This is a genomic window from Saccharothrix algeriensis (genome assembly GCF_016907655.1).
GTDB classification, from domain to species: Bacteria; Actinomycetota; Actinomycetes; order Mycobacteriales; family Pseudonocardiaceae; genus Actinosynnema; species Actinosynnema algeriense.
In genome coordinates this window covers 5,887,938-5,909,308 of record NZ_JAFBCL010000001.1, presented here as the reverse complement: position 1 = coordinate 5,909,308, position 21,371 = coordinate 5,887,938, and the positions used below count along the sequence as shown (strand labels likewise).

Annotated in this window: 20 protein-coding genes; 7 read left to right on the top strand and 13 right to left on the bottom strand. The window is 73.7% G+C overall.

Annotation, left to right across the window (positions count from 1 at the left end; all coding sequences use genetic code 11):
• The first annotated feature begins 133 nt into the window (after positions 1-133).
• Positions 134-781, top strand: coding sequence for a TetR/AcrR family transcriptional regulator (locus JOE68_RS26855; RefSeq protein WP_204845155.1), 648 nt, complete (start codon positions 134-136; stop codon positions 779-781).
• Here the strand turns inward: JOE68_RS26855 and JOE68_RS26850 are convergent.
• The 13 genes from JOE68_RS26850 to JOE68_RS26785 form a co-directional block, all read right to left on the bottom strand.
• Entirely contained in the window at positions 769-1,632 is an 864-nt protein-coding gene (locus JOE68_RS26850) for an alpha/beta fold hydrolase (RefSeq protein WP_204845153.1), read from the bottom strand. The genes JOE68_RS26855 and JOE68_RS26850 overlap by 13 nt on opposite strands.
• Positions 1,633-1,653: 21 nt before the next feature.
• Positions 1,654-2,283, bottom strand: a complete 630-nt coding sequence (locus JOE68_RS26845; RefSeq protein ID WP_204845151.1) for a DsbA family oxidoreductase — start codon at positions 2,281-2,283, stop codon at positions 1,654-1,656.
• Positions 2,284-2,339: 56 nt separating this feature from the next.
• Positions 2,340-2,993 carry an antibiotic biosynthesis monooxygenase family protein gene (locus JOE68_RS26840; RefSeq protein ID WP_204845149.1) on the bottom strand — a complete coding sequence of 218 codons (654 nt, stop codon included), beginning with the start codon at positions 2,991-2,993 and terminating at the stop codon, positions 2,340-2,342.
• Positions 2,994-3,015: 22 nt separating this feature from the next.
• Entirely contained in the window at positions 3,016-3,879 is an 864-nt protein-coding gene (locus JOE68_RS26835; RefSeq protein ID WP_204845148.1) for an NAD(P)H-binding protein, read from the bottom strand.
• A 248-nt stretch (positions 3,880-4,127) separates the two neighbouring features.
• The gene (locus JOE68_RS26830; RefSeq protein ID WP_204845146.1) at positions 4,128-5,465 is read right to left on the bottom strand and encodes an MFS transporter; all 1,338 of its coding nucleotides are present in this window, start codon (positions 5,463-5,465) and stop codon (positions 4,128-4,130) included.
• Between the two features lie 37 nt (positions 5,466-5,502).
• A complete protein-coding gene (locus tag JOE68_RS32305) occupies positions 5,503-7,845 on the bottom strand; it encodes an SDR family oxidoreductase (RefSeq protein WP_307819917.1) in 2,343 nt (780 codons plus the stop codon).
• A 5-nt stretch (positions 7,846-7,850) separates the two neighbouring features.
• Positions 7,851-8,810: an aromatase/cyclase gene (locus tag JOE68_RS26815; RefSeq protein ID WP_204845144.1), complete on the bottom strand. Its 960-nt coding sequence runs from the start codon at positions 8,808-8,810 to the stop codon at positions 7,851-7,853.
• A 26-nt stretch (positions 8,811-8,836) separates the two neighbouring features.
• Positions 8,837-9,619 carry an SDR family NAD(P)-dependent oxidoreductase gene (locus JOE68_RS26810; RefSeq protein WP_204845141.1) on the bottom strand — a complete coding sequence of 261 codons (783 nt, stop codon included), beginning with the start codon at positions 9,617-9,619 and terminating at the stop codon, positions 8,837-8,839.
• A 43-nt stretch (positions 9,620-9,662) separates the two neighbouring features.
• On the bottom strand, positions 9,663-9,926 hold the full coding sequence (locus JOE68_RS26805) for an acyl carrier protein (RefSeq protein ID WP_204845139.1): 264 nt from the start codon (positions 9,924-9,926) through the stop codon (positions 9,663-9,665).
• 102 nt (positions 9,927-10,028) lie between these two features.
• Positions 10,029-11,267, bottom strand: coding sequence for a ketosynthase chain-length factor (locus tag JOE68_RS26800; RefSeq protein WP_204845138.1), 1,239 nt, complete (start codon positions 11,265-11,267; stop codon positions 10,029-10,031).
• The gene (locus tag JOE68_RS26795; protein ID WP_204845136.1) at positions 11,264-12,535 is read right to left on the bottom strand and encodes a beta-ketoacyl-[acyl-carrier-protein] synthase family protein; all 1,272 of its coding nucleotides are present in this window, start codon (positions 12,533-12,535) and stop codon (positions 11,264-11,266) included. Before JOE68_RS26795 ends, JOE68_RS26800 begins: the two co-directional genes overlap by 4 nt.
• Positions 12,532-12,861 (bottom strand): TcmI family type II polyketide cyclase, encoded by a 330-nt coding sequence (locus JOE68_RS26790; protein WP_204845134.1) that lies wholly within the window; start codon positions 12,859-12,861, stop codon positions 12,532-12,534. The genes JOE68_RS26795 and JOE68_RS26790 overlap by 4 nt, the downstream gene beginning before the upstream one ends.
• A 184-nt stretch (positions 12,862-13,045) precedes the next feature.
• On the bottom strand, positions 13,046-13,735 hold the full coding sequence (locus JOE68_RS26785) for a response regulator transcription factor (RefSeq protein ID WP_204845133.1): 690 nt from the start codon (positions 13,733-13,735) through the stop codon (positions 13,046-13,048).
• A 1,136-nt stretch (positions 13,736-14,871) separates the two neighbouring features.
• On the opposite strand from JOE68_RS26785, the gene JOE68_RS26780 reads away from it, so the two are divergent.
• The 6 genes from JOE68_RS26780 to JOE68_RS26755 all read left to right on the top strand — a co-directional run bounded on the left by JOE68_RS26780 (position 14,872) and on the right by JOE68_RS26755 (position 21,361).
• On the top strand, positions 14,872-15,966 hold the full coding sequence (locus JOE68_RS26780; RefSeq protein WP_204845131.1) for a fatty acid desaturase family protein: 1,095 nt from the start codon (positions 14,872-14,874) through the stop codon (positions 15,964-15,966).
• A 19-nt stretch (positions 15,967-15,985) separates the two neighbouring features.
• Complete coding sequence (locus JOE68_RS26775; RefSeq protein ID WP_204845129.1) at positions 15,986-16,621, top strand: LysE family translocator; 636 nt, start codon at positions 15,986-15,988, stop codon at positions 16,619-16,621.
• Between the two features lie 98 nt (positions 16,622-16,719).
• Positions 16,720-17,484 (top strand): NUDIX hydrolase, encoded by a 765-nt coding sequence (locus JOE68_RS26770; protein ID WP_204845127.1) that lies wholly within the window; start codon positions 16,720-16,722, stop codon positions 17,482-17,484.
• A gap of 278 nt (positions 17,485-17,762) precedes the next feature.
• Positions 17,763-19,406 (top strand): amino acid adenylation domain-containing protein, encoded by a 1,644-nt coding sequence (locus tag JOE68_RS26765; protein WP_204845125.1) that lies wholly within the window; start codon positions 17,763-17,765, stop codon positions 19,404-19,406.
• Positions 19,406-20,377 (top strand): pyridoxal-phosphate dependent enzyme, encoded by a 972-nt coding sequence (locus JOE68_RS26760; RefSeq protein ID WP_204845123.1) that lies wholly within the window; start codon positions 19,406-19,408, stop codon positions 20,375-20,377. Before JOE68_RS26765 ends, JOE68_RS26760 begins: the two co-directional genes overlap by 1 nt.
• Positions 20,378-20,515: 138 nt before the next feature.
• Entirely contained in the window at positions 20,516-21,361 is an 846-nt protein-coding gene (locus JOE68_RS26755; RefSeq protein ID WP_204845121.1) for a beta-ketoacyl-[acyl-carrier-protein] synthase family protein, read from the top strand.
• Positions 21,362-21,371: the final 10 nt, after the last annotated feature.

The following is a 21,371-nucleotide window of genomic DNA, read 5'->3' as shown; positions in this document are numbered from 1 at the left end:
GTGCTTGTGCACCAGGCGATCGGGTGGATGGCCCGCGGTTGCGCCGCCGGGTCCGTTCTCCCCCGCCCGCCAGGTACACTACACGGGGTAGGGCAATAGGTAAACCGGTTAGTGCAAGTCGAAGGGAACAGCCATGTCACCTGAGCCTTCCGGCACGTCGCGGCAGCGCGGCGGCCTGCCGGAGAAGCGCAAGGCCATCGCCGCGGCGGCGCGCGCCGTGTTCGCCAGGGAGGGCTACACCCGCGCCAGCGTCGACGCCATCGCCGCCGAGGCGGGCGTCTCCAAGCGCACGATCTACAACCACTACCGGGACAAGGAGCAGTTGTTCCTGCTCACGATCCAGGAGAGCGCGGTGTCCGTGGCCGCCGCGCACCTGGACCTGATCCAGCACGGGCTGTGCGACCTCGAAGACCTGGAAGGGGGCCTCGTCGCCTTCGGCCGGGCCTGGGTGGTGCCCCAGCCCGACTTCGAGGACCACTTCGCCCTCGTCCGCGTGATCATCGCCGAGGCGGCCAGGCTGCCGGAGGCGGTCCTGCAGGGCTGGCTGGAGGCGGGTCCGCGCCCGGTCACCGCCGGGCTGACCAAGGCCATCGGCGAACTGGTCGACCGGGGCCTGCTCGTCACCGACGACCTCGACGAGACCGTGCGCCACTTCGTGCTGCTGGTCAACACCGAGGTGCTGGAGCAGTCGTTCCACCACGCCATCCCGCTGCCCGCCGCCGACCTCGACCGCCTGGTCCGCTCGGGCGTGCGCACCTTCCTGCGCCTCTACCGGCCCTGACCGGCGACGCCCGCCAGGCACTCCTCCAGGAACGCCAGCGCGCGCAGGTGGTAGGCGCGCGCGGCCCACCCGAGGCCGATGTTGTGGCCCGCGCCGGCCAGCCGGTCCACCACCACCCTGGCCGAGCCCAGCCCGGCCGTCAGGTCGGCCAGGGTGTCCTCGTCGTGGCGCCACCAGTGCTCGTGCTCGGCGAAGGTCAGCCGGACCGGCGCCCGGACCCGGGCCGCCACCTCGGCGAAGCGGTGCGGCCAGCGCAGCGCCTCGGCCCGCTCCTCGGCGGGCGGCGGCGCGACCAGGGCGGCGCTGCGGCGCAGGGTGCCCGGCGGGTAGAGGCCGAGCAGCCCCCAGTTGAGCCGCCAGCCGCCGCGCGCGGCGGCGTCCGCGCCCGGCACGACGGCGTAGCGGTGCCCGCAGCCGGAGATGTCCAGGCCGACCGGGTCGAGGCCGCCGGCGGCCAGCACCAGGGCGAGCTTGCCGCCGTAGGAGTGGGCGACGACGCCGATCCCGCCGCCGGTGTCGTGGCGGGCGGCGAAGTCGGCGACGGCGGAGCGGACCACGGCGGCCTGCCCGTCCAGGCCCAGGCCGGCCGGGAACGCCTCGGCGGAGCGCCCGTAGCCGGGGCGGTCCACGGCCAGCACCGTCCAGCCCAGGGCCGGGCCGAGGGTGGTCAGCGCGTCGGCCCCGTCGCCGACGCCCGCGAAGTACCCGGCGCGCATCCCGGTGCCGTGCAGGGCGAGCACCACCCCGCGCGGCGGGTGGTCCGCGGGCTCGGCCAGCAGCGCCGAGACGGGGACACCGCCCGCGTCCAGTTCGACCTCCCGGGTGGTGGGTCGCGTTCCGGTGTGCGCCACGGTGTCCCCGTCCGACTCGGGTCACCGCGAGGCGGCGACCTGCTGCTCCAGTGCTTCGGTGTAGGTCTGCTCGGTCTGCGCGCCGACCATCGCCCGCCCGCCCGCGACGCGGACCTGCGGCACGGCGTGCACGCCCTGCGCGCGGACCCGCCGCAGCGCCGCGCGCAGGTCGTCGTCACCGCCCTCCGGCGGGGTGACGCCGATCTCGGCGGCGATCCCGGCGAGCGCGCCGGGGTCGCCGATGTTGATCCCGTCGGTGAGGTAGGCGCGGAACAGCCGCTCGACGGCGGCCTCGCCCGCGCCCTGCGCCGAGGCCGCGGCCACGAGGCGGTGGGCGCGGAAGGTGTTGGCGTGCACGGCGCGGTCGAAGTCGAACTCCAGCCCGTCCCTGGCGCCCACCTCGGCCATGGAGCCGGTGGCCTCGGCGACCTTCCAGCGGCTGCCGAAGAACCGCTCGTGCACGGCGCGCAGCGGCTCGCCCTCCACCGGGGCGTCCGGGCTGACCTGGAACGGGTGGAACCGCACCGCCACGACCACCCCGCGCTCGCGCAGGGTGGCCGCGGCCCGCTCGAACCTGGTGAAGCCCAGGTAGGAGTGGACGCAGGTGAGGTCGAGGGTGAAGTCGACCGGCACCGTCGTGGTCTCTGACATGTCGTTGGCCCTTCGGGTCGAGGCCGCCCGCGGGCGCGACCGCATCCGGCCCGCCGCTACCCGGTCGGCTCCGCGGTGATGCCGGAGACGACGGTGCAGCGCAGGTATTCCGGTGGCGCGGTCTCCCAGTGGGCTATCGCCCCCTGCCCCTCGGTGATCCGCGGGTCGCGCACCCAGGCGGCGTAGGCGGTCTCGCTGTCCCACTTGGGGTGGTTCACGAACAGTGTGCCATCGCGGTTGACGAACGGTGTGGCCGAGATGAAACCCGGGAAGGACCTCTTCCACCCCGCGCTCTCGCGCAGCAGGTCGAGCACCCGGTCCGCCGCGCCCTCGGTGAGGTGGCGGATGGCCACGACCACCACCGCGGGGTCCGCGCCCGCGGCGGGGCCCTCGATGCCGGGCGCGGCGCGACCGGCGAACGCGGTGCCGACCGCCACCCCCGGCCAGTCCCCGATGCCGCGCAGCCGCGCGCAGTCGGGGTTGTCCCGGAAGGACTTCCGGTAGTCCGCCTCGCTCGCCCACTCGCCCTGGTCGACCAGGGTGGTGCCGTCGTCGGCGAGGTGCAGGTGGGCGGCCAGGAAACCGGGCGCGCGCCGCAGGTGCGCGCGGACCTCCTCGGTCCAGGTGCGGACCAGGCGGTCGGCGGTGGCCCTGCCGTCGGTGCGCAGGACGCCGAAGGTGGTGTGCCCGTCCGGGCTGCTCGGTGCCATCGGTGTCGTGTCCTCTCGGTGGTCAGCGGAAGGCGTCCACCCGCTCGTGGACCCACTCCCGGAAGGTGGCGGCGGGGCGGCCGGTCACCTCGGCCACGACGTCGGACCCGACTTCCGGCTCCTCGGTCAGGGTGGCGAAGTACTCCAGCGCGCCGTCGGCGTAGGAGGGCGGCCACCCCGCGTCGACCATGGCGCGGCGGGCGGCGTCGTGCTCGACGTCGACCCACCCGACGGGCCTGCCGAGGACCTCGCCGATGACCTCCACCTGGCGGGCCTGCGACATCCGCTCGGGGCCGGACACCAGCAGCGCCCGCCCGCCGAGGCCACCGGAGACCAGCGCCTCGGCCCCCACCGCGGCGAGGTCGCGCTCGTGCACGGAGGTGCGGGTGGCCGCGCCGTAGGGGAAGCGGACGACGTCGCCGCCGCGGACCTGGTCGGCGAAGCCCATCGCGTTGGCGAAGAACCCGGTGGTGCGCAGGAAGGTCCATTCCAGGTCGGTGGGGCTCAGCAGCGACTCCAGGTAGGCGTGGCAGTTGTTGTCCACCGGTTCGAGCCCGATGTGGACGCCTACGGAGGACACCAGTGCCACCCGCCGGGGCGCCGAGGCGATCCTGGCCACCACGGCGGGGGCGGTGGAGGTGTCCAGGGTGAAGAACGGCCACATCAGGAACACCCCGTCGACGCCGTCCAGGGCGGGCTCGACGCTGTCGGGGTCGCCGAGGTCGCCGCGGAACACCTCGACCGCGGCGGGCAGCCGCCCGACGGCCGGGTCGTCGGGCAGCACGAGCGCGCGCACCCGCGCTCCCCTGGCCAGCAGCTCGGCCGCGGCGTGCGGGCCGACGTTGCCGGTGGCGGCGGTGATCAGGACGGTGGGCTGGTCGGACACGGTTCTGCCTCTCCTCGTGCGGTGGTGGTGCCTGTTCACAGCTGTGCGCGGTCGCTGCCGCGTCGCGCCGCTGCCGCGGCGGCGGTCGCCTCCCCCGCGCGGGTCGGCACGCAGCGCCACCGGTGCGCGGAAGAGCACCGGGACGCCTCCACGACGACCGGCCGCACGTCGCCGGCGCGGCCCTGGTCGGCCGGCGCGGTGTCGGCGGCGTGGTGCGCTCCTCAGCCGGGGAGCAGCGGGGCGGCTGGTCATCGCCGCGGGAGCAGCCCGGCCAGGCCGGCCGCGGCGCCCACCGCCGCGACGGCGGTGAGCACGGCGACCGCGGCGTCCCCGGCGGTGACGACCAGGGCGGGGACGACGACCGCCCCGGACTGCACCGCGGTCTGGTAGGTCCCCCCGGCCGCGGCCCGCTCGGCGGCGCCGGCCCCGGCCAGGGCGGTGGCGTTGAGCGGGGCGAAGGCGAGCACGAAGCCCGCCGCCACCAGCAGCAGCGCGGGCAGCACGCCGAACGGGTAGTCCGCCGCGGCGCCGGGGCGCAGCAGCAGGGCGCAGCCCGCGGCGGGCGCGAGCGCGCCGACGGCGATCAGCCGCCGGGCGCCGACCCGGCGGACCAGGCCGCCGGAGAACGGCGCGGCGGCGGCGAGCGGCAGGCTGGCCGGCAGCAGGGCCAGCGCGGTGGTCAGCGGTGACCAGCCCCCGCCCTGCCAGCGCAGGGACAGCAGCAGCAGGAGCCCGACGTTGACGCCGTTCATCGCCGCGGCGGTCACCGCTGCCCGGGCCAGGGCCCGATCGCGCAGCACGGCGAGCGGGACCAGCGGGTGCGCCGCGCGGCGCTCGACGACGACGAACGCGGCGACGAACCCGGCGGCGAGCACCGCCGCGGCGGGCGACCAGGGCAGCGGCAGCGCCGACCCGACGCCCACCGCGAGCGCGGTCAGCGCGCCGGCCAGCAGCAGCGACCCCGGCAGGTCGGACCGGCCGTCGGCGGGCTCGTCCGCCGGGATCAGCCGGGCGCCCGCGACGGCCAGCACCAGCACCACCGGGGCCGGGGCGGCGAGCGCCCACCGCCAGTCCACAGTGGACAGGGCGCCGGAGAGCAGCAGCCCCGCGGCGAAGCCCGCGCCGCCGCAGAGCGCGTAGACCGAGACCGCGCGGTCCCGGGCGGGGCCCGCCGGGAAGGCCGCGCCGATGATGGCCAGGCCGGTGGGCGCGGTGAGCGCGGCGCAAGCCCCCTTGACCACCCGGGCCGCGACCAGGGTCACCGGGTCGCCGGCCAGCCCGGCCACCACCGAGGCGGCGGCGAACACGACCAGCGCGCCCAGGTAGACCCGGCGCCTGCCCAGCAGCGCCACCGCCCGGCCGCCCGCCAGCAGCAGGCCGCCGAAGCCGAGGGCGAAGCCGGTGACCGGCCAGTGCGCCGCGGCGGGCGCCAGGCCCACCCCCGCCGCGGCCGGGGGCGCGGCCACGACCAGCGCCGAGACCTCGATCGCGTCGATGAGCATGTTGGCCGCCAGCACCAGCAGCAGCCCCCACCCCGCCGAGGGCGGCACGCCCGGCCGCCGGTCGACCCGGTCCGGTGTGGTCACTGCGTCCCCTCCCCTGGTCGGTGGCTGGTCGGACCGGTCAGCCGAGGAGGCTGCCGCCGGAGGCGTCGACGAAGGCCCCGGTGATCCAGCGGGCCTCCTCCGACACCAGGAACGCCACCACGTCGGCGACGTCCTCGGGCTCGCCGACCCGGCCCAGCGCCGACAGCTGCGCCATCTGCTCCACCACCTGCGGCATGCCGAACACCGGGTTGCTGTTGCGGGTGATGCCCGGGGCCACCGAGTTCACCGTGATGCCGCGCGGGCCGAGGTGCTTGGCGAAGTGCCTGGCCAGCTGCTCGACCGCGCCCTTGCTCATCGCGTAGGCGATCTCCTGCGGGTTGGCGACCCTGGTCAGGCCGGAGGAGATGTTCACGATCCGGCCGCCGTCGGGCATGATCCGCAGCGCGCGCTGGATGGTGAAGAACGGCGCCTTGGCGTTGACGGCGAAGATCCGGTCGAACTGCTCGGGGGTGGTGGCCTCCGGTTCCACCCCGCCCATGGTGCCCGCGTTGTTGACCAGGATGTCGAGCACGGCCGCCCCGGTGCGCTCCTTGAGCCCCCGCTCGACGCCGAGGAACAGCTCGTGCACGTCGCCGGGCACGCCCAGTTCCGCCCGCACGGCGAAGGCCCGCCCGCCCTCGCGCTCGACGGTCTCCACGGTGTCCTTGGCGGCCACGTCGTCCCTGGTGTAGTGGACGGCGACCAGCGCGCCCTCCCTGGCCAGCCGGAGGGCGGTCGCCCGCCCCATGCCCCGGCTGGAACCGGTGACCAGTGCCGTCTTGCCGGTGAACCTGCCCATCGTCTGCCGCTCCCTGTCATCGGTGTGCCGCGCGCCCCCGGAGGTCGCGCGGCCGTGGGTGGTGCTCGGTCGGGTGGTTCCGGGCCACTCGGTCCCGGGCCCGCCGCGCTCCGCGGCGGGCACGCCGAACCAGCGGCGGAGCGCCGGCTCCGGGTCGCCCTCACCCGCCCACGCGACGTGCCCGTCGGGTCGCACCAGCAGCGCGGGGGCCGGTGCGTCCCGGGCCAGGCCCGCCACGGTGGTGACCCGGTCCGCCCACGGGCGCGCGGCGGCGCGCAGCCGCTCGGCGGCCCCCGCCCCACCGGTCGGCGCCAGCAGCAGCCCGTGGCCGCCGCGCAGCAGCTCGGCTACGGTGCTCCCGCCGGGCCGACCGGTGACCGCGAGCCGGAGGGGCGGGACCGGCGCGCCGAGCAGCGGGTGGTCGCCGGGGCCGACGTCGTAGCGCGTGCCGAGGCCGCTGATCGCCCCGGCCAGGTGCTCGCGCGCCTCCCGGTGGGCCGCGAGTTCGGCGACGACGTCGCGCAGCGGCTCGACCTCCGGGCCGCCGAACAGCAGCAGCGCCTGCGCGGCGATGTTGCCCAGGGTGCGCGCGCCCACCGCGTGCCGCTCGGCGTGGTAGCTGTCGAGCAGCCCCGGTCCGGCGAGCCCGCGGACCTGGGCGGCCAGCTTCCAGCCGAGGTTCACCGCGTCCTGCAGGCCCAGGTTGAGCGCCTGCCCGCCCACCGGGAGCTGCCGGTGGGCGGCGTCGCCCGCGAGCAGCACCCGGCCGTCGCGGTAGCGCTCGGCCTGGCGGTTGGTGTCGTCGAACCTGTTGAGCCACAGCGGTCGGCCGTGCCCGATGTCCTCGCCGGTGACCCGCCGCCAGGTGTCGACCACCTCGGCGAAGGCCGGCTCGCCGCGGTCGGGGGCGGGCGCCCGGCCGAACTCGTGGACCATGACCCGGGTGACGCCGTCACCGCGCCGGGCGGCGACGGCGAACCCCTTCGCCAGCCGCTGGAACCGCCGGTCGGGGATGTCGATGCCCGCGATGTCCGCGCGCACCAGCCCCCGCACCGCCCCGGTGCCGGGGAAGGGGATGCCCGCCAGCGCGCGGACGGTGCTGTCCTGGCCGTCGCAGCCGACCACGCACAGCGCCCGCAGCCGGACCCGCCCGCGCGGGCCGTCGACGTCGACCTCGACGTGGTCGGCGCCGACGGCCAACCCGCGCAGCGCGTGCCCCCGGCGCAGGTCGGCGCCGAGGCCGACCGCCCAGTCCCGCAGCACCCGCTCGGTGGTGGTCTGCGGCACCTTCCACTGACCGGGGTGCGCACCGGGCAGGGTGAGGTCGAGCGGGATGCCGCCGAAGTGGCCCCTCGGCTCCTTCGGCGGGTCGCCCAGCGCCTCGAGCAGGCCCCGGCTGTCGAGCACGTCCACGGTCCTGGCGTGCAGCGTGGAGGCGCGGGACTCGGTGGTCGGCTCGGCCAGCCGCTCCAGCACGACCACCTCCGCCCCGCCCAGGCGCAGCTCACCGGCGAGCAGCAGCCCGACCGGACCCGCCCCGACGACGACCACCTGCGTGTCGTGCCCACCGGTCGTCGCCACGGCGCTCACCCCCGCCGCAGCTGCTCGGCGTGGGCCTTGGCGTGGCCCAGGGTCGCCAGGCTGTTGGTGCTCAGCGCCGTGGTCACGTACTCCCTGGCCTGCGCCACGGTCGCGTCCGGGCCGAGCACCGCCGCGATGTTCTCCGTGCGCAGCACCACGGTGTGCTGGGAGGTGGCGGTGGTGACCCCGTCCCGCTCGGTGAACGTCCACACCCCGGTGTGCAGGTCCATCAGCGCGGGCAGGGTCACCTGCTTGTAGGCGATCCGGTGGTGCGGCAGGCACACCCGGTAGGACTCGGTGGTGTGCGTCGACCCGTCCTTGGCGCGGGTGTCCATCCGCAGGTTCTGCAGGCCGGGCGCGGGTTCCCGCAGCCGCACCTCGGCCACGTGCGGCAGCCTCAGCGCCCACAGGTCGGCCCGGTCGACGAAGTCGTAGACGTCGCGGGCCGAACCGTCCACCTCGACGCTGTCCTCGAACGAGAACGTCCACTCCCTGGCCGCGTGCAGCGACTCCACGGTGGACTTCAGCGCCGCCAGTTCGGTGCGCGAGTTGCGGTCGACCGCCTCGTCGATCCAGGCCAGGCCCGCCGGGTCGTCGTCGACCGCGCGGTAGTCGTGCCGCAGCCGGACCCGGGCGCCGTCGGGGTGCCGCTCGACGATCCAGGCGCCGCCCATCCGGGCCACCGGCGGTGTCGAGACCTGCTGGCGGAATTCGATGCGCAGGGCCGCCGGGTCCAGGGTGCGCCGCGAGGTCCAGTGCTTGGGCTCGCCGTTGGCGGTGGCCCAGATCCGGATGAGCTCGGCCTGCCCGTCCAGCCCCTCCCGCTCGACGAAGATCGTCGGCGGGAACAGCCGCGGCCAGTTCTCGACGTCGGCCAGCAGCCGGTAGACCTCCTCGGCGGGTGCGGCGACGGTGATCTCGTGCTCGACCTCGGTGAGGCCGGTCGACTTGGCCCGGGTGGACATGGGAGTCCCTCCTGTCTTGGAGTCGGTCAGAAGTTGCCCAGGCCGCCGCAGACGTTCATGGCCTGCGCGGTGATGGAGGCGGCGGTGTCGGACACCAGGTAGCCGACCAGGCCCGCCACCTCGTCGGGGGTGGAGTAGCGGCCCAGCGGGATCTTCGCCTGGAACTTCTCCAGGATGGCGTCCTCGCTGACGCCGTAAGCCTCGGCGTAGCCGGCGCGCACCCTGGCCGCCATCGGGGTCTCCACGTACCCGGGGCACACCGCGTTGACGGTGATCCCGGTGGGCGCCAACTCGTTGCCCAGCGCCTTGGTGAAGCCGACGACGCCGTGCTTGGACGCCGAGTACGGCGCGCCGAGCACCACGCCCTGCTTGCCCGCGGTGGAGGCGATGTTGACGATCCGGCCGCGCGCCTTGCGCCTCATGCCGCCCGCGGTCAGCACCTCCCTGGTCATCCGGAAGACGCTGCCGAGGTTGGTCTCGATCACGTCGTCCCACAGCTCGTCGGCGATCTCGGCGGTGACCCCGCCCCCGCTGCGGCCCGCGTTGTTGACCAGCACGTCGACCGGCCCGTAGCGGTCGACCGCGGCCCGGACGAAGTCCTTCACCGCGGTCCCCGACCGCACGTCCACTGTGGTCCCGTCGACGTCGAGGCCCTCGGCGCGCAACTCTGCCACGGTGGCCGCCACGGCGTCGGCGCCGCGGGCGCCGATGAAGACCGCGTGCCCGGTGGCGCCCAGCTGCCGCGCGACGGCCAAGCCGATGCCACTGGTGGCGCCGGTGACCAGCGCGACCGGCTTGTCCTGCGTCATGTCCCGTCCTCCTCGTGTTGTCACCGGTTGCCCGCGGCGATCGTCAGGCGGCGGCGGCCAGCTTGGCGTTGACCGCGTCGACCATGGCGCGCGGCGTCCGGTGCTCGGTGACGGTGTCGTCGTCGAGGGTGATGCCGAACTCCCGCTCGATCAGGCCGCAGGTCTCCAGCAGCGCCAGCGACTCGTAGCCCAGCTCCTCGAAGTCGGAGTCCAGGATGTCGCCGCCGAGGTCGACGGTCTCATCCGTGCCCGCCCCGGCGGCCAGGATGCGGGTCAGGTCGTCCACGGTGAACTTCTTCTCGGACATGGCTCTTCCCTTGCGTTTCGAAGTCGATGCGTCTATCAAGGACTGTCTACAGAGGATGGTGAAGTCGCGAACCCCGCCGCGGTGCGGTTCCGCGGCGCGGGGTCAGCGGGCGGCGCGCACGACCACGGCCGAGTTGAACCCGCCGTAGCCCCTGGCCAGCACCAGGGCGGTGTGCACCGAGGCGGGCCTGGGCCGGTGCAGCACCAGGTCGAGGCCCAGCCTCAGGTCGGGCTTGGTGTTGGTGGTGGGCGGGATCATGCCCTCCTCGATGGCCAGCAGCGCGGTGGCCACGTCGAGCGGGGCCGCTCCCGAACAGAGCCTGCCGATCATGGTCTTGGGCGCGGTGACCGGCACCCCGCGCGGACCGAACAGGTCGACGATGACCCCCGCCTCGACCCGGTCGAGCTCGGGCACCCCGGCCGCGTCGGCGAACACCGCGTCCACCTCGTCGGCGGTCACCCCCGCGTCGGCCATCGCCAGCTCCGCCGCGCGGCGCAGCCCCGGTTCCCGACCGGAGCCGGGCGCGGGGTCGAAGGTGGCCCCGTAGCCCGCCAGCTCGCCGTAGGCGCGGGCGCCGCGCTCGGCGGCCCGATCGGCGTCCTCCAGCACCAGCATCGCCCCGCCCTCACCCGGCACGTGCCCGGTGGCGGACCGGTCGAACGGCACGAACGCGCGCTCGGGGTCCTCGACGGTGCTGAGCCTGCCGCCCGCGAGCTGCGCCACCCAGCCCCACGGGCAGATGGGCGCGTCGATGCTGCCGGAGAGGACCAGCGGGGTGCCCTTGCGGATCTGCCTGCGCGCCTGGGCCAGGGCGTCCAGCCCGCCGGCCTGGTCGCTGACCACCACCCCGCTGGGGCCCTTCATGCCGTTGCGGATGGAGATCTGCCCGCTGTTGACCGCGTAGAACCAGGCGAAGGCTTGGTAGGCGCTGACGTGCTGGCTGCCCATGCTCCACAGCTTGCGCAGCTCGTTCTCGCCGAACTCGAACCCGCCCGAGGAGCTGGCGGTGATCACGCCCATCTCGTAGGCGTCGAAGGAGGACGGGTCGACCTTGGCGTCGGTGAGCGCCCAGTCGGCGGCGGCCAGGGCGATCCTGGTCATCCGGTCGGTCTGCGGCAGCAGCCTGCCGGGCAGGTGGTCGGCCGCGGTGAAGTCGGTGATCTCCCCGGCCAGCCGCGCCGGGTAGGGCGTCGGGTCGAACCGGGTGACCCGGCCGATGGCGTTGCGGCCGACCCTGGTGGCCGACCAGTACTCGTGGGTGCCGACGCCGTTGGGCGCCGCGGCGCCGATGCCGGTGACGACGACCTTCGGCTTCCCCGCGGTGGTCGTGGCGGTGGTCATGCCGCCCTCCGGTCGGGCCGGGCGAGCACGATGGCGCTCTGGAAGCCGCCGAAGCCGCTGCCGACGCTCAGCACGGTGTCGGTGCGGTGCTCCCGGGCGGTGATCGGGACGTAGTCCAGGTCGCACTCCGGGTCCGGGGTGCGCAGGTTGGCCGTGGGCGGGACCACGCCGTGCTCCATCGCCAGCGCCGAGGCGGCGATCTCGATGGAGCCGATGGCGCCCAGGGAGTGGCCCACCATCGACTTGATGGAGCTGATCGGGGTGCGCCGGGCGTGCTCGCCGAGGGCGCGCTTGAACGCGGCGGTCTCGTGCCGGTCGTTCTGCTTGGTGCCGGAGCCGTGCGCGTTGATGTAGTCGACCTCCGTCGGGTCCACCCGGGCCTCGTCCAGGGCGACCCGGATCGCCTCGGCCATCTCCGTCCCGTCGGGGCGCAGGCCGGTCATGTGGAAGGCGTTGCAGCGCGTGGCGTAGCCGGCGACCTCGGCGTAGACGTGCGCGCCCCGGCGCCGCGCCGCGCCCAGCTCCTCCAGCACGAACACCGCCGAGCCCTCGCCGAGGACGAAACCGTTGCGGGACCGGTCGAACGGCCGCGACGCGGCGGCCGGGTCGTCGTCGCGCGGGGTGGTGGCCTTGATCGCGTCGAAGCAGGCCAGGGTGATCGGCGAGATCGGCGCGTCGGTCGCGCCGGCCACCACCACGTCGGCGCTGCCCTCGCGGATCAGCTCGACCGCGTGCCCCACCGCGTCGATGCCCGAGGTGCAGCCGGTGGAGACGACCGAGGCGGGGCCCTCCGCGCCGACCTCCCAGGCCACCTCGACGGCGAACGAGCTGGGCACGAAGTGGTCGTAGAGGTGCTTGACCGCGTACCGGTGGTCGACCAGCTCCAACCTGCCGCCGTCGGAGACCACCCGGTACTCCTGGTCCAGACCCATGGTCGCGCCGACCGCGCTGCCGATGGTGACCCCGATCCGGTGCGGGTCGAGGTCGGCGAAGCCCAGCCCGGAGTCCGACACCGCCTCCCGCGCCGAGACCACGGCCAGTTGGGCGGCCCGGTCCATCCGCCGGACCTGCTGCGGCGACAGGCCGCTGCGCTCGGCGTCGAAGTCGATCTCGGCGGCGACCCGGGAGCGGAAGCCGGCCGCGTCGAAGGTGCTGATCAGCCGGGTGGCGGTGCGGCCGGCGGCGAGCAGGTCCCAGAACGCCTTGGCGCCGATCCCGCCCGGCGCGGTCACGCCGATGCCGGTGATCGCCACCCGCCTGCCGCTCACCTGCCCCCTTCCCAGGCGTAGAAGCGCTGCGCCATGGCGTCCTTGGGCGAGCGCCAGGTGGTGGGGTCGTAGGCTTCGATGAACGGCTTGAGGTCCTCGCTGATGCCGACGAACCTCGGGTCGGACTTGGCCCTCTCGATCAGCTCGCCGCCGTTGTCGGAGTCGAAGTCCTGCAGGTGGAAGTACAAACCCCGGTAGGAGAACAGCTGGCGCCTGCGGGTGCCCATGCGGTGCGGCACGTCGGTGGCGTCGAAATCGCTGAACAGCCTGGCCACGTCCGTGCTGGACCCCGGGTCCATCCTGGCCACTATCAAGGTGCTGTGCATCCGTGCATCCCCCTTACATCGCACACGAATCCGGTGTCGACGACGCTGTCGGCGACTTCCACCGGGAACGCGGGGGCAACCGCTCGTTCCCCGCTCACAAGGCATCCGGTGGACCTGTTCTCATCGTCGGCCGCGGGGCTCCGACCGGTCAAGGCACCGCGGTACAGAGCTGTGTCAACTCCCGTCACGACTCCTCAAACCCGGCGGTCGCGTGATCGGCGCAGCCCATCCGGAACCCGACGCCGCGCACGGTGATGATCCAGTCCCGCGACCCGAGCTTGCTGCGCAGGCTGCTGACGTGGGTGTCTATGGTGCGCGCGGATTCCATCCACGTCTCCGCCCAGACCCGCGACATCAGCTGCTTGCGGGAGACCACGGTGTCCGGTTGGGACGCCAGCAGGAACAGCAGGTCGAACTCCTTGCGGGTCACCACCACCCGCTTGTCGCCCAGGCGCACCTCCCTGGTGTGGCCGTCGATGCGCAGCCGCCCGCGCGAGACCTGCTTCGGCGCCGACGGGGTGGGCCGCGCCCGGCGCAGCACCGCGTCCATCCTGGCCAACAGCTCGCGGAAGCCGTACGGCTTGGCCAGGTAGTCGTCAGCGCCCGCCTGCAGGCCGAGCACCCGGTCCAACTCGGTGTCGCGCCGGGTCACCGCGATGATCGGCAGGTCGCCGGCCGCGCGGATGCAGCGGCACACCTCCAGCCCGTCGATGTCGGGCAGTTCCAGGGCCAGCAGGACGAACTCCGCTTGGTGAAAAGCCTTGAGCGCCGCGGCCCCGGTGCTCACCACGGACACCTCGTACCCGTGCCGCGACATCCCGCTCGCCAAGGACGCCGCATCGGCCCGGTCGTTCTCGATCACAAGAATGCGCATTGCCGGCCCCTCGTCGGTCATGGAGCCGGAAGACCCGCTGAACCACCAGCCCCCCCATGGTCGTTCGCCTGAAGCACGCGCGAGCCCCGGGCCGCCCGTTTGCACTGCACTGTGCAGGGCAAACCGATGTCCGCGCGATGGCACCCGCCGGGTGCCGAGTGTGGCCGAGGGGGTGGTCACGACACCACGCCGGTCAATCCGGACGGGCTGCCACCCGCGGCCCCCGACGTGCTCGCGCACCGTCGATCGGCACCGCGGTGAAACCGTTTCCCCCCACTTCCACCATTTCCAATTGTGGACCACCGCTTTCCCCGGAGAACACTCATTGTGATCTTGATCACTTCGCGTTCGCAACGTGCCCCGAAGCGCGCGGAGACCTCCGGGGAATGTGGAAACGCCGCCGGCAAAGGTGAGCGATAATGCAGATTCGCCACGTTATCGCAGCTCAGGGGACCAGCGTGAAAGGCCGACGCGCGCGACGAGGCCGCCCGGTCCCACTCCGGTGAAGCGCCCGCCGGCGGCTTCCGGCGGCCGAATGCGAGGGTTTCACAGGGCAACCCATTAAGGAGCGGGAAATTATACCGAGCCCAACTCCACCCCGGCAACGGGTCCGCGAAGCCGTGGGCTCCACCGGTGTCCGAGCCGCGCAGAGCCCTCGCCCCGGTGCACGCGACCGCCCTTTTCCCGTCGTCGTCACGGACACGGGAATCGACGGCTTTCCGCATCGTGGGACACGCGGCCGCAGTTGGCGCGAGCACCCGGTGGCATGCTACGGCGCAGGGGAACGGCCGCCGTCCCGCCGCGGCGACCGCCGGGCCGTGATCGGCGTGGACCCCCGCCGGATCGCGGAGCGGCGACCGGGCCGCGACATCCACCCGAAATGGATATTCCACCCGACGGCAAATCGTGTGCCCCGGATCACAGGCCGTTGTGGGAAAGACACCCCGGCGTTAAAGTCCATTCCGGGGGCAAGGGGGCACGATCATTCTCTCGCTGGGCGTTCACCGCCTCGGATCGGCAGGGCGCCGCCGCAGCCGTTCGCCGGCCGATGTCGACACGGATTCGCCGGGAACCCGGCCGCGCGCGACCGCGGTCCGCGTCGCGCGCCCAGCGGGCAGGGCTTCGCGGGGGGATTCATGGATTCGACCACTTCGGACTCCTGGGCCCATGACGGGCGGAAGTTCCGGACGATCCGCTTCGCCAAGGAGATCGACGAGAAAATCAAAGCGCTGAACAGGCTGGACAACTGGCACGCGCCGCTCGGGTACCTCCGGGACGTCGCCGTCATCGCCGCCGCCGTGGTCCTGTGCGTCCGGTTGAGCTGGTGGTCGTACCCGGTCGCACTGGTGCTGATCGGCTCGCGCCAGCGAGCCTTCTCCAACCTCCTCCACGAGAGCGCGCACGGAATGCTCGCGGCGAACCGCAGGCTGAACCTCGTGCTGGGCACGGTGCTCTCGGCGTACCCGATCTTCCAAACGCACTACGGCTACAAGAGGGCGCACGTCGCCACGCACCACCCGAAGCTCGGCGATCCCGAACAGGACCCCGACCTGAAGTACTTCATCGAGGAGGGCGTCTACCGCCCGGGCACCAAGCGGCAACTCGTCCTGCGGATGATCATCCTGCCCGCGATCGGCTCGAAGGTCGTGTCCCACCTCTACTTCCTGTTCCGGGACCGGATCCGGCGACTGGGGTCCACCGGCGCGGAGCAGGAGGTGCTGAACGAGTACTGGAGCGTCCGGACGCGCCGGGACAAGCGGGCGTTCCTCGTGTTCTGGGCGGCGGTGGCCGGCGTGGTGACCACCACCGGCACGGTGGCCGAGTTCGTGCTGTTCTGGCTGGTCCCCTACCTCACCGCCTTCCAGATCATCGGTTGGTACATCGAGCTCTCCGAGCACACACCCGCGGTGAAGTTCACCAACGTCGACCTCTACATGACCAGGAACCGCAAGAGCCGCGGCCTGGAGCGGTTCCTGACGGGCACCTACGCCGACCACCACCACCTCGACCACCACCTCGACCCCCGCACTCCGTACTGGAACCTCGAGGCCGCGCACCGGATCCGGCTGGCGGACCCGCGGTACGCCGAGGTGGACCGGTCGTTCGGCGGGCTGTTCACCAGGGGGCCGCAGGCGCAGCCGAGCGCGTTGTCCGACATCGTCCGGCGGCTGGCCGAGTACCACTCCGCGAAGCGATCGACCGGAAGCGCGGCCGTCCGGGAAGCCGTCTGACGGGGAGGGGCACCACCGGATGTCGATTCCGGCCGACGTGTTCGGCGCGTTCCTGCTGGCTGCTTTCGTCATCTGCGTGACGCCCGGTCCCGACATGATGTACGTGGTGACGTTCGGCCTCACCCGGGGATGGCGCGGTGGCCTGTCGGCGGCCACCGGCATCGCCCTCGGGATGATCTTCCACACGGTGCTCGCGGCGGTCGGGGTCTCGCTCGTCCTGCGACTCGCCGAGTGGCCGTTGGTCGTGCTGCGGTTCGCGGGGGCGGCGTACCTGCTCTACCTGGGCGTGCAGATGATCCGGGACCGATCCGGGCTGGCGGTGGCCACCGGGGGCTCGCGGTTCTCCTACGGCAGGATCGTCGGCAGCTCGACGCTGGTCAACGTCACCAACCCGAAGATCCTCGTCTTCTACCTGACCTTCCTGCCGCAGTTCACCGACCAGGCGGCGGGCGACGTCGGGTTCCAGCTGGCGTTCCTGGGGGCGCTCTTCGCCCTCATGGGCTTCCTGACCGACGCCACGATCGGCCTGCTGAGCGGTCGGATCGCCCAGCGCGCGGTGGACGGCGACACCCGGTGGCTGCGCAGGGTCCGGGGCGTCGGCGGCGCGATCCTCTGCGCGCTGGCGGTCGCCGTGGTCGCGACGCCGACGACCTGAGCCGCACGAGGGAGGCCCTGAGCGGCGAGAGGCCGCCACGAACATCGACGCAGGTGTTCCGACATCGGCACAAGCGATCGGGAGCGGGTCTGAAGCACATGGCGAGCACACTCCGGCAGCAGGTCCTGGTGTTGTACCTGTCCGCGCCCGCGCTCGACTCGAAGGTGATCGCGTGGTCCCGGTACGACGGGACCGGAACCGCGTCTCCCACCACCGTGGAAGACGGGGAACCGCCCTATGGAACGGGAATCGGGGCGCTGCGTGACGGGTGGCGGTTGTTCCAGGTGTCGCGCTCGTGCCCGCCCCGGGGCGGGCACGAGCGCGACGAGCCGTTCCCGAAGCACCAGTTCTTCTTCGAGAAGCTCGTCGCGGAAAGTCCGTCCGCCGGGCCGGACATCGCCTGGTGGGGCTCCGGGAACAGCTACAAGTTGCGCGCGGCGGGCATCGTCGTCCACGACGGGCGACTGCTGGTCTGCTACGCGGACGTGGTCGACGGGTGCTTCCCACCCGGCGGCAAAGTCCGGTTCGGGGAGTCCGCCGCCGCTGCGGTGCACCGCGAACTCGTCGAGGAGATCGGGGTTTCCTTGGCGGTGGGGGACCCCGCGCTGATATCCGAGGCGGTCTACGAGGACGGTGGCGTGCTCCACCAGGAGGTCGGCTTCTACTTCAGGCTCGACTGGCCTCGCGACCTGCCTCCGGGACTGGTCCGGCAGGTTCCTCACGAGGGGGAGCGCTTCGACTGGGTGCCGATCGACGAGCTCCCGGACCACGGGTTCAAGCCTCCGGAGATCCTCCCCCACCTCTTCCGCACCGGTGGTCCGATCCACCTCGTGTTCGACCGGCGGACGTATCCGTCGGAGTGACCACCGGTCCTGCGCAGGTCGGCGCGCGACCTGCCCGACTGCGAAGAGCACCGCGCCGTCGAGCGCGGCATCGGCCTGCTCGACCAGCACCGCGCAGCGGTCGCCCGCTGCGACAAGCTCGCCGCACGCGCCCGGCTGCTGCCGCCGACCTCCACCTGCGACGCCACACCTTGGGAAATTCCAACCCGAGTGGTGTTGGAGAGGGCGGCTCCTTGAGTAGTGTGCGCGAGAGGTGCCGAAAGTGGTGCCGCGGCAACGACACTCCCGTGGGAGGAACCTTGGACGCACCGCCGACGGTTCCGGGTCGGACAGGGGGCGGGGCGCGCACCGACGAGTCCGGTGAACAGGGCCGTCGACTCGATGGCGCGCCGCTGGCCGAGCTGCCCGTGGCGGGTGACCCCGGTGCGGTCGTGGCCCTGCTCAACCCGGTCGACTTCCCGCCCCTGCACCGGGTGGTCGACGCCGTCGACCTCGTCGCCGCGAACGATCCCGACCGACCGGCCGTGCTCTCCGGCGACACGACCCTCGGCTACGCGGCGCTGGTGGCAGCCGTCGACACGACCGCCGAACGCCTGCGCGCGCAGGGCTGCGCGCCCGGTGCGGTGGTGGGGTGCAGCGGTCCGCGCTCGGCCACCACCGTCGTGCTCTTCCTGACGATCGAGCGGATCGGCGCCGTCTACCTGCCGATCGATCCGAAGTGGCCGGACGCGCGCGTCGAGGATGTGCTCGACCACGGGCGGTGCGCGCTGCGGGTGGACTACACGGACACCGAACTGGTCGTGCGCGCCCATGGCGCCGGGACCGGGGGGCTTGCGGACGTGGCGCACGCCGATCCGCGCTACGTCATCTTCACCTCCGGCACGACCGGCCGCCCCAAGGGGGCTGTCGTGGCGTGGCCGGGCATGGCGAACCACCTGTGGGCCAAGGTCGCCGACCTCGGCCTGACCGAGCGCGACCGGGTGGCGTTCACCGCTCCGCCGGTCTTCGACATCTCGATCTGGCAGATGCTCGCGCCCCTCGTCGTGGGCGGCAGCCTGCGCGTGGTCACCGACGCGGAGGTCCGCTTCCCCCGGAAGCTGCGCGCGGTGCTCGCCGACTCCGGTGTCACCGTGGTCGAACTGGTGCCCACCGCCATCGGCCTGCTGCTCGACGAGCTGGGCCGCGGTCCCGGCCTGCCGGGGCTGCGCTGGCTGATCTCGACCGGCGAGGAGCTGAAGCCGGTGCTCGCCGAGCGCGCGATCACCGCGCTGCCCGAGGCCAGGCTGCTCAACGCGTACGGCCCCACGGAGTGCTCCGACGACGTGACCCACCACGAGGTCACCGCGGACGACACCCGGCTGCCCCGGCTGCCGGTCGGCCGCCCGATCGCGAACTGCGCGCTCTACTGCCTCGTCCCCACCGACGAGGGGTGGGCGCAGGCCGAGCCCGGAGCGATCGGCGAGGTCTTCGTCGGCGGCGTGCCCGTCGGCCTGGGCTACCTCGGTGATCCCCGGGCGACTTCGGCGGCGTTCCACCGCGACCCGTTCGACCCGGCGTCGCCCACCGGGCGCCTGTACCGCACCGGGGACCTCGGCCGCGTGGTCGACGGCGTGGTCCACTACCACGGCCGCGCCGACCGCCAGGTCAAGCTCGACGGCGTGCGGATGGAGCTGGACGAGATCGAGTCCGTGCTCAGCAGGCACCCGGACGTCGCCCAGTGCGCGGTGACCCTCGACGAGGGCGGACGGCGGCGGCTGACCGCGCACTACGTCGTCCGGGCGGCGGTGCCCGCCGCGGACCTGGAGTCCTACCTGCGCTCCCGCCTCCCGGAGGCGCTGGTGCCCAGGCGGTGGGACGAGTGCGCCGAACTCCCGCTGACCGGCAACGGCAAGGTCGACCACCGCGCGCTGCGCGCAGGCGGTGGGAAGGCGCAGGAGTCCTGATGTCCATCGTGTCCCGGCCGCACGAGTTGCCCGGCACCGATGTGTACATCGACCTCGCCGTCCCGCTCGGCAGGCGGCTGCTGCTGCGCTGCGAGGGCTTCAACTTCGGCGGCTCGGTGAAGACGCGCACGGCGGCGGCGCTCGTCGCGGCCGCCGAGCGCAGCGGCGACCTGCGCGAGGGCACCGTGCTCGTCGAGTCGTCGTCGGGCAACCTCGGGGTCGCGCTCAGCGCGGTGGCGGCCGGCCGCGGCATACCGTTCGTCTGCGTCACCGACACCCGCTGCAACCCGGCGACCATCCGCGCGATGCGGGCCATGGGCGCCGAGGTCGAGGTCGTCGCCGACCCCCACCCCGACGGCGGTCTGCTCGGCGCGCGCAAGGAGCGGGTGCGCAGGCTCTGCCGGGACAACCCGCACTACCTGTGGCTCAACCAGTACGAGAACCCGGCCAACTGGATCGCCCACTACGAGGGCACCGCACCCGGCATCGGGAAGCGCTTCCCCGGCCTGGACGTGCTGTTCGTCGGCGCGGGCACCGGCGGCACCTTGATGGGCTGCGCCCGCTGGTTCCGCGACAACGGTGATTCGGTCCGCGTGGTCGCGGTGGACGCCGTGGGCTCGGCCAACTTCGGCGGCCCACCCGCGCCCCGCCTGATCCCCGGGCTCGGCGCGCACCAGCAGGCCCCCGCCCTCGACCTGTCCGCGGTGCACGACGCGGTCCACATCAGCGAGGCCGACACCGTCCGCACCTGCCGGGCCTTGGCCGCGCGCGGGTTCCTGCTGGGCGGCTCCACCGGCACGGTCGTCCACGGCGCCCTGACCTGGCTCGCCCGCAACGATCCCGACCGCGCCCTGTCGTCGATCGCCATCTCCCCGGACCTGGGCGACCGCTACCTGGACACCGTCTACGACGACCAGTGGGTGGTCGACCACTACGGGCCCGCCGCCGTCGAGCCCGCGCGGTGGCCGTAGCCCCGCTCAGCGGGCCCCTGCGGACGGGAACGGGTGGTGGCGGACCCGACCCGGTCGACCGGGCCCGCGCCCACGAAGTCGAGAAGGAGGACGGGAAGCGACATGGGTGACGACCCCCGACCGGTATCCGTCGTGCCGATGGCACAGCGCCTGGGCGCGCCGGTGCCCCTCACCGAGTTGGACGACCCGCGCGTGCGCGAGAACCTGGCGGCGCTGACCGAGCAGGGCATCACCACCGCCCGGGTGTCGGAAGAGGACACCGTCGCGCTGGCCGCCGCCGTCACCCCGGCGGACCTGGACCTCGACGCCATCGTGGTGTGCACCGACACCGTGGAGGCCCCGACGCCGACCGAGTGGTTGCTGGCCTACCGGGCGCGGACCGGCCGGCACGGCACCAGGACGTTGTTCGCGGGCGGATCGGCGTGCGCGAACCTGGCCGCGGGCTGGGACCTGGCCTCGGCGCTCGTGCGCGCGAGGGCGGCGAAGGCCGTGCTCGTGGTCACCGCCGACCGCGTGCCGTCGGGGACCCGCGTCCCGGCGCTGAGCACGACCGTCCTCAGCGACGGCGCGGCGTCCTGCTTGGTCACCGCCGAGCCGAGCGGCCCGGCGTTCGTCCTGCTGGGCACCGCGACCCGCTCCTGGCAGGCGGGCGCCGAGGCCGGCGGGATGGCCCACGCCAGGGCGATCCTGACCACCACCCGCTCCGTCGTCGCCGAGCTGATCCGCCCGGGCGGCACGACCCACCTGCTCACCCCGAACTTCGGCAGCGCCACCCGGAACCTGTTGGCGATGGCAGCCTCGTTCCCGGTGCGGCGGCTCGACCCCGGTGTCGCCGGAGAGGTCGGCCACTGCTTCGCCGCGGACGCCCTGCTCAACCTCGACCACCTCGCGCGCCGCCCCGACCTCGCCGACGGCGACACCGTGCTGGCGCTGATGTCGAGCGACACCACCATGTCGGCGGCGCTGCTGGGTTACCGGGCCTGACGGCCACGAC